A 12981-nucleotide genomic window follows, 5' to 3' on the forward strand; every position below is an offset into this window, starting at 1 on the left:
ATAAACTTGTAAGGATTTTTTATGCAAAATATAATGCCTCCAATATGGTTTGTAAATAATAGTTCTTATAATAAAATATTTCATAATTATTTTAATAAACTTTCAAATGATGATAAAGAAGAATATAAAAAACTTTTTGAAGAGCCTATAATATTTAAAGGTTTTTATGACGGTAATATAATTAATGATTATAAAACACTATATTATAACAATATAGAACTAAATCAAAAATATTCTTTATTAAAACTTCGAAAAGATTTTAATTCTGGTAAGAAGATTGATTTTTTATTTTTTTACGGACATACTAATGATAAAAAAGAAATTAATAAGTCATCATTAAGTCAGTGGTATATTAAAGATTTTAAAGAGAATGATTTAATATTTAACTGCATGGAAAAATATATGATGTACAATAAAGCATTATTATTTGATGACAAAGATATAGCTAATGAAATTTTGAATAATAATCAGTCAAAAGCAATAAAAGAACTTGGAAGAAAAGTTAAAAATTTCAATGATAAAGTGTGGGATAAAATGAAATACAAAATAGTATTTACAGGCAATTATTATAAATTCTCTAAAAACACTGAATTAAGAAATTTTTTATTAAGCACAAAAAACAAAGTATTAGCTGAGGCAAGTCCCTATGATAAAGTATGGGGAATAAAAATGAAGTATGATGATGAAAATATAGAAAATCCTTTTTGCTGGAAAGGAGAAAATTTATTGGGATTTGCTCTAATGCAAGTAAGAGATGAAATAAAAAGAGTATATAAAAATTATAATTTGATAGATTGTAGTAAATTCATAAATTATAAAGACATATAACTTATATTAAATATAATTTTTATTATAATTTTTCCACTTCTTCTATACTCAAGCCTGTTAATTCGCTAATAAGATTAATATCCATATTTTTATTTTTCATATTTTTAGCCGTTAATATTTGATTTTCTCTTATACCTTTCTCTATACCTTTTTCTATACCTTCTTTTATACCTTCTTCTCTTTCTCTCTTAAGCATTAAAGTCTGCCCGTATAAAAAAGCATCTCTGGCATTATAAACTTCCATTTCTTCTTTACTTGATATAAATCTCTCATATTTATCTATTACTTTAGGCATAATACCATTAACCTCCTTTAATTTATCTTTTACTTCTTCTAAATCTTTAACTGTAAAAAACTCTATCCAAGATAATATTTTATTTTTCTTAATATCATCTGTATTTGAATTATTTAATATTTTTATAAATCTTGGTATTTCTATAATATGCATTTGAATAATATCCAATGACACATTATGATTTTGAGTATCTATGAGCTTAAAACATCTATGAGCTTTACCTTCATCATAAAAATCCATATTAAAATTTACAAAATTAATACTTATAACCTGGCTAATAATATCATAAGATTCATTTTCATTAAGTTCGCTTACTATATTTTTTGATATATAATAGTATATTCTCTTTACAAAATCAATATTTCCAGAAAGCTGTATTTCTATAATAATTTTTTTATTGTCTTTAGTAATTGCTTTAACATCAAGAACAGACTCTTTAAGATTAATATTTTCAGGCAGATTGTGCGGATTTATTATTTCTAAATTATAAACTTCTTCAAAACCTGAATCTCTAAGTACACAATTAACTATATTCTCAAGTATATCTTCATTACCTACAGAGCCTAAAAGATAACGCACAAAGTAGTCATTCATTCTATTTATATTTCTCATAGGTAGATTATAACAAAAAATAAAACAAAAGTAAATATTTTTTATTTTGTAAGGAGTTTTATTATCTCTTCATTTTTTCCGTATTCTCTTGCATAATACAAGGCATCATAATTACCATTTTTTATATTTTTATCGGCACCAGCATCTAAAAGCATTTTTGTCATTTCTAAATTTCCGCTACGACAAGCCCACATTAATGCAGTCTTACCATTATTTTGAACATTAACATCGGCATTATTTTTAAGAAGCACTTTTACAGCATTAATATTATTATAAGAAGCCGCTTCTATCAATGCAGTTTTGCAATCATAAGTTTTATAATTTATATCTGCATAGTTATCAATTATCTTCTGTAAAAAAACTTCATTAGTGGAATGTTCTGCTGCATTTATTAATGGAACATTACCGCTAAGCAAAGTTGATTGATTAAGACTAGAGACTTTCAAACTTTTATCCAAAGAATCAGAACCATTTTGAAGTAAAATATCTGCTATATCATCATGTCCAAACATATAAGCATAAATCAAAGCATTTGCATTATTTCTATTTCTTTTATTTATATCGGCTTTATTTTCAATTAATATTTTTATAGTTTCTTTATAGCCTTTCATAGCAGCATACATTAAAGGTGTTTCTTCGTTTTCATTATCTCCGTCATAAGATATATTAACATCTGCTTTATTTTTTATTAAGAGTTTTACCATTTCAATATTTTCTTTTCTATCATATTCTAAAGCAGAAAATAATGCCGTTCTTCCTCTAAAGCCTTGATAATCAATATCAGAACCATAACTTAAAAGTAGTTTAACCATTTCTATATTATTATTATCAACAGCAAGTATCAATGCAGTATCGCCATCATATACTACAGTATTAACATCTGCCTTATATTTCAAAAGAAGTTCAGCCATTTCTATATTATCATCCATAACTGCATGTGATAATAGTGTAAAATCTTCATAATCAAGATTATTAATATTGACATTATATTTCTTAAGAATATTCTCAGATTCTTTAACATTACCTTCATTCACATATTCTCTTAATTGTTCATAAGCTTTACTTTTATTATCTGTTTGACTGTATAAGTACAGACTAAATAAAAACATACTAAATAATATAATAATCTTTTTCATATAGTCCCCATATGTATTGTGGCTTTGTATAATAAATTAAAATGACTAAAATTGCAATATATTAATAAAAAAGTGCATACAAATGCATACATTTTTCATTATAACTTTTATATATTATATATTTTTTATTTATATTTATAAAAAATTACTCATTTTTGAGTATTTTATAACTTTGGCAAACTTAAAATATTGATCATAATTTTTCTATTTCTTCCATAGTTTATAAAAAACTTGTTCACTAACAATATCTATTAAGTAAACTTGATGGATGTTCACAAGTTTTTTATTTCTTCTATACTTAATCCTGTTAATTCGCTTATGAGATTAATATCCATATTTTTATTTTTCATGTTTTTAGCAGTTAATATTTGATTTTCTTTAATGCCTTCTTTAATACCTTCTAGTCTTCCTTCTTTCCTTCCTTCCTCTCTTTCATATTCAAGCATAACTGCTTGTCCATAGAGAAAAGTATCCCTTTCATTATAGGCTGACATTTCTTTTTCATCGGCTACAAATCTTTTATATTTATCTATAACCTTATTCATAATTTTATTTCCTCCTATAAGTTTATTAATATCTTTTTCTAAATCTTTAGTCGTAAAAAAATCAATCCAAGACAAAAGTTTATTTTTATTATAATCATCTTTATTTATGCTTTTTAATATATCTACAAACCTTTTTATTTCTATAAAATGTACTTGAACCATATCTAATTTTATATTAGGATTATTTATTTCAGCAAAGGTAAAACATTTATGTTCTTTTTTTATATCATATTCAGTTCCTATATTCAAATTAAAATTTATAAAACTAATACTTATCATTTGGCTAACATTAATATAAGCATCATTTTCTCTTAATTCTGACACAATATTTTTTGCTATGTAATAGAATATTCTTTTCACAAAATTATTATTTCCTACCAACTGTATTTCAATAATTATTTTTTTACCATCTTTAGTTTTTGCTTTAACATCAAGTATTGATTCTTTTAAATTTTCATTTTCAGGTAAATTGTAAGGATTGATAATTTCGAGATTGCATACAGACTCAAAACCAGCGTTATTTAAAACAGAATTCACAATATTTTCTAATATATCCTCATCACCTTCAGTACCAATTAGATATCGTACAAATAAATCATTAAGTCTGTTAATTTCTTTCATAATATTATTATACAAAAAATCATTATAAAAGTAAAGTTTATAGAATTTATATATTTTTTATAAAAATTGAGCTATTATAGGAGCTATAAAAGAAAAAATAAAAGAGTAAATACCATAAATATAAATGAAGTTATATATTTTATTATTTCCAATAACAGCATCATTTATATTGATATTGTTTTTTAATATTTTTATTATAGAACTTATATTTTGTACTATTATGTATATTAAATTAACAGCTGTTATTGTATTAAGAACAGTAATAGAAATGTAATTTATTTTAACTTCAGAAATAGTTACTCTGTATATGCTCGAACTTAATACTAATATATTAAATAAAAATGCTAGTATTGGAAATATTATATACATTGCCTTTGTTATAATCCCAGCCTTATAGTCCGCTCTTATGAAGTATAAACTTAAAACAGATAAAATTAATAATGCATTATAAATTATAAAAGACTTGGTATTGTAAAAAGGTCTTATAGGTTCATATAGTAATGCAAAAAATGAAACAAATATTAAAAATGAATATAAAAATAATAATGCTCTTGAAATATATATTGATAAAACAGTTTTAAATCTCTTTTGTACAAAGAAAAATATAAAAGGTATTAGAGAAAGAACGAATACAATAGACATAAAAATAAGTTTTTCTATTAACGGTTCTAAATCACTTAATATATCAGCTCTAAAAATAAATTTATCATATAAAAAAACAATAAATACCCAAAATACAAATGCAATAATTGCTGCTATTGTAGAAAAGAAAATTATATCTCCTATCTTAGTAAAACTATTATATGTATTATTTTTAAAATTGTTATCAGCTAAAAGTATTATAATAAAAAACATTATATAAGATAATATGCTTTTATTAATCATTATATTAGACATAAAAAAATCAAGCATATTAGGTATTTCATCTTTTAAAGGAGAAGAAGTAAATATGCTAAGCAAAAATACAAGTAAAAATGACAAAAATGTTATTAGTATTGTCTTTTTATTAACATTTTCAAAATTGCTGTTTACACTAAATAAAAATGAATAGCAGAAAAAGTAAAACACTTGAAAATAAAAACTATTAAAAATCATATTGTAAATTAATTTTTCAGCATCGTATGCGTATGTAGTATCAACGAATAATATATATACATTCGCAGGAATAGAAGAAATTATCATTAATATAAATACTAATACAAAATATATTATTTTTTTACTGCTTAAATTCATTAACTTATTTTCAGACATTTTTCATAACCTTTATTATTTTTTTATTAATAATTGACAATTGATTATAATCTATAATTATAAATTGTAAAGTATTTATGTGCTTGACATTGTTGAATATAGATAATATATTAAAATTTAATAATCAAAAAAATTATTCATATCATTGAAAATTTCTCTCATACTTCCTCTTAAAATTTTAGCATTAGGAAGTGATTGAATAAATTGAGTACCGTAAGTTTTTGTGTAAAGTCTTTTATCAAGAACAAATACAACACCTATGTCATCTTTGCTTCTTATAAGGCGTCCGAATCCCTGTTTGAACTTTATAACAGCAAAAGGCAAAGCATAATCTAAAAATGCATTTCCTCCATTTTCTTCAATATATCTGTATCTTCCTTCGCTTATAGGATCAGTAGGTACAGCAAAAGGAAGTTTTGGTATAATAACTACTTCTAAATTTTTACCTGCTACATCAACTCCCTCCCAGAAAGAATCTACTCCGTATAGTACATTATTGGAAGATGCTTTAAACATATCAAGTAAAGTATGTCTATGTACAGAAGCAGTCTGAGCCAAAGCATTTATATTTTTAGATTTTAATTTTTCAGCTGTGTTTTCATATACATTTACAAGAGAGGCAAAAGATGTGAATAATATAAAAGCCCTTCCTCCTGTGATATTACATACATCTAATAATACCTTTGAGGTGAAATCATTAAAAGTATCAGAAGCCACATCAGGCATATCAGTTGCAATATATAGTCTTGCATTATCTTCATAATTGAATGGAGATTCTAAATATATTTCTATTTTTTTATTTTTTTCTATATAATCAAAACCCAATCTGTTTGAAAAGAAATTAAAACTCTTAGAAACAGTTAAAGTAGCTGAGTACATTGCCACAGTATCAAATCTTGAATATAGAAAATCATTTAAATTCTTTGCTACTGTTACAGGTGTTAAATGCCAATTAAGAATAAGATTTCCTTTTTTTGTGAGCCTTGTTTCTACCCATCTTATATATTCATCTTTTTTATAATCTATTACAGAGTTTAATGATACTAATTGTCTTTTAAGTCTCTCCAAATAAGCATTAGACATTTGAGCAATTTCTTCATAATCAAAATCTTTTTCAATAGCAATATCAAAAAACTTTTTATATAATTTATCACATATGTTCACAAGTGAAGTCATTGAAAGCACCATTTCTCTAAGAGGCTTTAATCCGTCATTTTTCCAATGATTAGTGCTTACAAGCTCTGGGCTTATTCTGAATTTATATCCTAACCCCTCTTTCGTCTGTATATTTTTATGACAGTAATTTATAAACTCTTTTGATTTATCTTCAACAACATTCCTAACCCTTGAAGTTAAATCATGTGCTTTATTTATTAAATCAAGTATTTCATCATATTCATGCTTTTCAATTAATGATTTTTTTTCATTGAGCATATTGTTAATACTTTCTATAACCCCAAGTCTTTTATTTTTCTTTATCCTTGAAATATAGAAAAGTGCTTTTAATATTCCGTTTTTACTTCCTTCATCACCGAAGTAACTTGAAGCTGAGTTTTCAAAATTATGTGCTTCATCGATTAAAACTTTTGTATATCTTGGAAGAAGACTATATCGTCCTGCAGTTTCAGCGTATAAAGATAAATCTGCACAAAGTATATGATGATTAACTATCAGTAACTGAGCTGCATTTAACTGCTTACGCATTTTATAGAAGTAGCAGTCTTCTAAATATTCGCATTTTCTATGAGTGCAAGTATCAGTATCGCAGCAAACCATTTCCCATAATTCGCCTTTAGGTTTATATCCTAAATCTGTTATAGAACCGTCTTTAGTTATATTAAGCCAATGATCTATATCTTCAAAGAAATTTATCTGCTCTTCAAAATCTAGTTTATCAGTATCATTCAAAGCATCTTTTACTTTTTTGATGCATACATAATTATTTCGGCCCTTAACCAAAGCATATTTCACATTCGGAGCAATTCCCCCTATAATAGAAGGTATATCCTTTGAAATAATCTGCTCCTGTAAATTTATAGTGTTTGTAGAAATAACTATTCTTGTTTTATTTTCTTTTAGCCATAGTAAAGCAGGTATTAAATATGCAAAAGATTTTCCTATTCCAGTACCAGCTTCCGATATTAAATGTTTATTATTATTAAATGCCTCTATAGTAGCTTCAACTAATTCAGTCTGTTCCTGTCTGTATTCGTACTTTTTTAATAATTGACTTAAAAGCCCATTTTCTGTAAACATATATAAAGCATCAGGAACATCTATAGTTTTAACATTTTCTGCTTTTATAGGCTTTACAACTTCATAATAGTCTTCAACATCATTATTAACTATATAAAAACCTACACCTGCATTATTTCCAAGTTCGCTTGCTATTGCTAAATCCGCTCTTGATGGAGTAAGCTGTCCTGAAGGATGATTATGAATTACTGCATCAAACTCCAATGACAATGATATTATAGCAGGTACAGAGTCTTTATTTCCCCTTGCCATAACTTCTATATAATCAAGTATTCCATAAGCATTAAAATTTATTCCAAAATATACTTCATTACCATAGGCATCTACTATTGCCTTTCTCATATAATTAATTGCATCTATGGAAAATACATTATCTATTTCTTTTGCATAATTATTATTCATATTAGTATAATAATATAGTATATATCGAAATCTTTGTCAATTATTAATTTTATATTTAAAATCACAAATAAAAAATTAGAATATTCTAACTTTTTTACAAAAACACTGTAATTTTGATTTGTAATATTTAGCTATTCATTGTATAATATATTCATTAAAATTTGAAAACAAATTAAAGAGGAAAATTACAAATATGGCTGCAGAAAAAACATATAGCTCGAAAAACATTCAAGTTTTAGAAGGATTAGACCCTGTTAGAAAGCGTCCTGGTATGTACATAGGCTCTACAGGTGCTCAAGGTTTGCATCACTTAGTATATGAGGTTGTAGACAATAGTATAGATGAAGCTATGGCAGGATATTGTAAGAATATAACTGTTACTATAGAAAAAGATAATATAATAAAAGTAGAAGATGACGGAAGAGGCATACCTGTAGATATGCATCCTAAACTAAAGATTTCTGCTTTAGAAGTTGTTATGACTAAATTGCATGCCGGCGGTAAATTTGATAATGAAACATATAAAGTATCAGGCGGTTTGCATGGTGTTGGTGTATCTGTAGTTAATGCTTTAAGTACAGAGTTAATAGCTGAAGTTAATAAAGACGGTAAATTATACAGACAAGTATATCATAGAGGAGTTCCGGAAGAGCCTGTAAAAGAAGTGGGTACAAGCACAAAAACAGGAACAACTGTAACATTTAAAGCTGATGCTGATATATTTGAAACCACAATATATGACTATAAGATTCTTGCAAACAGATTAAGAGAATTAGCTTTCTTAAACAGAGGCATAAGAATAACACTTACAGACAAAAGAGAAGCTGAAGTTGTAAGCAATGAATTCTACTATGAGGGCGGTATAGAGATGTTCATTACCCACCTTAATGAGAATAAAAAAGCATTGCATGACAAACCTATTTATCTTCATAAAACAGAGGATAAAACTGATGTAGAAGTAGCTATGCAGTATGTTGATGCTTATAATGAAAATATATTTACATACTGTAATAATATTAATACAACAGAAGGCGGTACTCATTTAGTTGGATTCAGAACTGCTTTAACAAGAGTTTATACTGATTTTGCCAAAAAACTTGAATTAGATAAAAAAAATAAAATAACATTTATGGGAGAGGATACAAGAGAAGGTTTGGTTGCTGTAGTATCTGTAAAAATACCTAATCCTCAGTTTGAAGGACAGACAAAAACTAAATTAGGAAATACAGAAGTTCGTGCTGTAACTGAAAAACTTGTAGTGGAAGGTTTAAATGACTATTTCTCACAAAACCCAAAAGTTATAAAGGCTATATTAGAAAAAATAATATCTGCTGCACAGGCTAGAGAAGCTGCAAGAAAGGCAAGAGATTTAGCCAGAAGAAAAAATGCATTAGAAAGCGATTCTTTACCGGGAAAATTAGCTGACTGTTCAGAGCAGGAAGTTGATAAATGCGAAGTATATCTTGTAGAGGGAGACTCTGCAGGCGGTACTGCTAAAGGAGGAAGGGACAGACATTTCCAAGCCATTTTACCGCTTAGAGGTAAAGTTTTGAATGTAGAAAAAGCTAGACTAGACAAAATCATAGATAATGAAAGTTTGAAGCCTATAATAGCAGCGTTAGGATGCGGCGTTGGTTCTTCATTTGATATATCAAAGATAAGATATGGAAGAGTTATTATAATGGCTGATGCTGATATTGACGGCTCTCATATAAGAACTTTGCTTTTAACATTCTTCTTTAGATATATGCGTCCTTTAATAGATTTAGGTCATATATTTATAGCTGTTCCCCCATTGTATAAAATAAGTTTTGACAAGAAAAATTTTGTATATGCTTATTCTGATGAACAAAGAGATAAAATTTTATCTGAAAATAAAGACAGAAAATATGATATACAGAGATATAAAGGTTTAGGTGAAATGAATGCTGACCAATTATGGGAAACTACTATGAATCCGGAAACAAGACTTATGTATCAGGTATTAACGGAGGATGCAGAAAAAGCTGATCAATTATTCTCTATGCTTATGGGCGATGAGGTTAAACCTAGGAGAGATTTTATTGAATCTAATGCAAGATATGTTAAAAATTTAGATGTTTAATTACATATTTGTAAATATCTCTGTTTCAAATGTATTTTAATTATATATTTAAAAAAAGGAGAAAATTATGGATAATAAATATGACTTAATTATAGTAGGAGGCGGTCCGGGAGGAATTGCTGCTTCTGTTGAGGCTTCTATATTAGAAATAAAAAAAGTTCTTTTAATAGAAAAAGGAGATAATCACTCCACAACTATCAGAAAATTTTATAAAGATGATAAAAGAGTTGATAAAGATTATAAGGGTGAGGCTTTAGATTTAAAGGGAAACATAAAATTTGAAACTGCAACCAAAGGCGATGTATTGGACTTATTCAGCGAATGTTTATTCGGAAACTATATAGAGGCTATGTTTAATACTGAAGTTGAATCTATAGAGAAAAATGGAGAATATTTAGATGTAAACACTTCTGATAATAAAAAATATACAGCAAAATATGTTGTGGCTTCTATTGGTAAAATGGGAAGACCTAATAAACCAGATTATCCTATACCGGCTAGTCTTAATGCTGTAGTAAATTTCAATATTTATAAATGCAAAGAAAATGAAAAAGTTTTGGTTGTAGGCGGAGGAAATTCAGCTGTTGAATATGCTTATTTGTTAGGAAAAGACAATGATGTTACAATTAACTATAGAAAAGCTGAATTCACAAGACCAAATGAAAAGAATTTGGAAACTATTAAAGAAGATATAGCAAGCGGAAAGGTAAAAGCAAAACTTGGAATTGATATAACTTCAATAGAAGATAAAGAGGGAAAAGTATTAGTACATTATACTGATGGTACAGAAGATACTTATGACAGAGTAATATATGCATTAGGAGGTGTTGCTCCTGTAGACTTCTTAAAAAGATGCAATATAGAATTAGATGAGTTTGGAGTACCTAAAGTTAATGAAAATCATGAAAGCTCAGTTAAAAATTTATTTATAGCAGGAGATATACTATATAAATCAGGCGGATCTATTGCTAAAGCATTAAATGCAGGATTTGATATAGTTAAATATATACATGAATTAGTAAAGAATTCTTAATAATCGGGAGTTAATTATGTTAAAAGTATTGGTAGTTTGTGCAAATGGAACAGGCACTAGTTTAATGATGAAAGAAAAAGCTCAAATGGCTTTGATAAAATTAGGAGTAGAAAATTTATCAATTGACCATTGCGATATGAATCATTGTAAAACAGGCGATTATGATTTAATTTTCTGCCCTAATAGCTTTATTGATGATTTCAAACATACCGAACAAAACGGTACTAAAGTAATAGGGATAACAAATATATTATCTGAAGAAGAGTTTAAACAAAAACTTGAGGCTTCAGAATATTTAGATGAATTAAAACATAAATAATTATAATATGCTGCATAATTCAAAATAATTGTATTATGCAGCAATATATTATTTTTCTATATAATAGAATTCATTTGAAGGTATTCTATTTCCTATTAATTTCTTATCAAAATTGTATAAAAAATTATAATAACTGTTCAAAGCAAATTTCATTTTTTCACCGCTATAAAAAGTAAGTCCCATTCTATTCATACCATAAACAGCAGCTTTAGCATTAATTATCATAGATGAATCTTTTATCAGAGTTTCTATTTCATTTTTATTATTTATTATATAATCAGTAGATTTTTTATATTCTTGAAGCACTTCATTAACTAATGCCCTATTATGATTAATAAAACTATTTTTCGCAATAAGAACTGCTACAGGATACTTCTCAATATATTTAGACATTTCAACAACTATATGCACATCTTTATTTTCAAGCATAGCAGAAGATACAAAAGGTTCAGGCAATATTGCAATATCTGCATTTTTTGATGCAACTGCTTTTGCTAAATCAGGATTACTTAAAGAATAATTAATATTAACTTTAGGCAAATTTTCTTTTGATATTAAATACTGAAGCATCAAATCTGGTGCTGCCAATTTAGTACCGCAGTATACAGTTTTATTTTTTATATCATTTATAGTTTGTATTTTTTCATTTGCTGATACTATAAAAAGCTGAGTTTCTGATATTACAGCAATAACTTTATAATCTAATTGTCTGTTAAAAATTATAGCCGCCATATTAGCAGGAATTGCCGCTATATCAGCCTCCCCTTTAACTATTAATGAAAGCATATTATTAGGAGCATTTACAAAATGAATATTTACTCCCTTATAATCTTTAAGCATTTTTAATCCCCCTATTCCTGTAGGGCCGCTAAGAAGATACATTTCCTGAGTATAAAGACTGCCTATAAAAATAAAAAGTATTATAAATATTAACTTTATTTTTTTCATTTTATTTTCCCATTTCTAAATTTTATAAATATAATTTCTTTGATACTATATAATCATAAACTTTTTCTGTTATAAAATATCTGAATCCTTTTTTTTCTTTTATTCTATTTCTAATAAGACTTGATGATATATCTACACGAGGTGCCATTATAACTTTAATATTATATTTATCAATATTTTCTTTATATAGATTTTTATCATCTTCCCTATTTACAACAGTTATATCTGATATCTCAGCAATTCTTTCAGGCTCTCTCCATTTATCAAAATCTTTTACCAAGTCAGCACCTATTATAAGTCCGATTTTTCCATCAATATCATAATTTTTATGCAGATAATTCAATGTATTTATAGTATATGAAACTCCTTCATTACGAAGTTCATATTCATCTAATAAAAATCTTTCATCATTTTCTATAGAAAATTTAAGCATATTAAGTCTGTCTTCATTTGACACCTCGCCGCTTATATTTTTATGGGGAGGAATTTTTGCCGGTATAAAAATTACTTTATCATAATTGCAGTTAGTTATAACAGTATCAGCCAATATTAAATGCCCTAAATGAGGAGGATCAAAAGTACCGCCTAGAATAGCTATTTTCATAATTTATAAAACCTATATTTAATTTTG

11 protein-coding genes are annotated in these 12981 nt (G+C 26.4%); 4 read left to right on the forward strand and 7 right to left on the reverse strand.

Annotation, left to right across the window (positions count from 1 at the left end):
• Positions 1–21 precede the first annotated feature (21 nt).
• Positions 22–828, forward strand: a complete 807-nt coding sequence (locus BHAMNSH16_RS00980) for an NADAR family protein (RefSeq protein ID WP_069732177.1) — start codon at positions 22–24, stop codon at positions 826–828.
• A 22-nt stretch (positions 829–850) separates the two neighbouring features.
• Here BHAMNSH16_RS00980 and BHAMNSH16_RS00985 read toward each other — a convergent pair whose 3' ends face one another.
• The 5 genes from BHAMNSH16_RS00985 to BHAMNSH16_RS01005 form a co-directional block, all read right to left on the reverse strand.
• Positions 851–1735, reverse strand: coding sequence for an Rpn family recombination-promoting nuclease/putative transposase (locus BHAMNSH16_RS00985; protein WP_206193860.1), 885 nt, complete (start codon positions 1733–1735; stop codon positions 851–853).
• A gap of 41 nt (positions 1736–1776) precedes the next feature.
• Entirely contained in the window at positions 1777–2871 is a 1095-nt protein-coding gene (locus BHAMNSH16_RS00990; RefSeq protein ID WP_069732175.1) for an ankyrin repeat domain-containing protein, read from the reverse strand.
• 272 nt (positions 2872–3143) lie between these two features.
• Positions 3144–4037, reverse strand: a complete 894-nt coding sequence (locus BHAMNSH16_RS00995; RefSeq protein WP_069732174.1) for an Rpn family recombination-promoting nuclease/putative transposase — start codon at positions 4035–4037, stop codon at positions 3144–3146.
• 57 nt (positions 4038–4094) lie between these two features.
• Complete coding sequence (locus tag BHAMNSH16_RS01000) at positions 4095–5288, reverse strand: hypothetical protein (RefSeq protein ID WP_069732173.1); 1194 nt, start codon at positions 5286–5288, stop codon at positions 4095–4097.
• 117 nt (positions 5289–5405) lie between these two features.
• Positions 5406–7946: a helicase C-terminal domain-containing protein gene (locus BHAMNSH16_RS01005; RefSeq protein WP_069732172.1), complete on the reverse strand. Its 2541-nt coding sequence runs from the start codon at positions 7944–7946 to the stop codon at positions 5406–5408.
• Positions 7947–8139: 193 nt separating this feature from the next.
• Between BHAMNSH16_RS01005 and gyrB the strand changes: the two genes are divergently transcribed.
• The 3 genes from gyrB to BHAMNSH16_RS01020 all read left to right on the forward strand — a co-directional run bounded on the left by gyrB (position 8140) and on the right by BHAMNSH16_RS01020 (position 11402).
• Positions 8140–10050 carry a DNA topoisomerase (ATP-hydrolyzing) subunit B gene (gyrB, locus tag BHAMNSH16_RS01010; protein WP_008726722.1) on the forward strand — a complete coding sequence of 637 codons (1911 nt, stop codon included), beginning with the start codon at positions 8140–8142 and terminating at the stop codon, positions 10048–10050.
• A gap of 67 nt (positions 10051–10117) precedes the next feature.
• Positions 10118–11083 carry an NAD(P)-binding domain-containing protein gene (locus BHAMNSH16_RS01015; protein WP_008726720.1) on the forward strand — a complete coding sequence of 322 codons (966 nt, stop codon included), beginning with the start codon at positions 10118–10120 and terminating at the stop codon, positions 11081–11083.
• A 16-nt stretch (positions 11084–11099) separates the two neighbouring features.
• Positions 11100–11402, forward strand: a complete 303-nt coding sequence (locus tag BHAMNSH16_RS01020) for a PTS sugar transporter subunit IIB (protein ID WP_008726718.1) — start codon at positions 11100–11102, stop codon at positions 11400–11402.
• Between the two features lie 48 nt (positions 11403–11450).
• Here BHAMNSH16_RS01020 and BHAMNSH16_RS01025 read toward each other — a convergent pair whose 3' ends face one another.
• Together BHAMNSH16_RS01025 and nadD are read right to left on the reverse strand one after the other, a co-directional pair.
• Positions 11451–12350 (reverse strand): ABC transporter substrate-binding protein, encoded by a 900-nt coding sequence (locus BHAMNSH16_RS01025; RefSeq protein WP_008726716.1) that lies wholly within the window; start codon positions 12348–12350, stop codon positions 11451–11453.
• A gap of 22 nt (positions 12351–12372) precedes the next feature.
• Positions 12373–12954 carry a nicotinate (nicotinamide) nucleotide adenylyltransferase gene (gene nadD, locus BHAMNSH16_RS01030; protein ID WP_008726714.1) on the reverse strand — a complete coding sequence of 194 codons (582 nt, stop codon included), beginning with the start codon at positions 12952–12954 and terminating at the stop codon, positions 12373–12375.
• Positions 12955–12981: the final 27 nt, after the last annotated feature.

Origin of the sequence: Brachyspira hampsonii (assembly GCF_002214805.1) — a bacterium.
In the GTDB taxonomy this organism is placed as follows: domain Bacteria; phylum Spirochaetota; class Brachyspiria; order Brachyspirales; family Brachyspiraceae; genus Brachyspira; species Brachyspira hampsonii.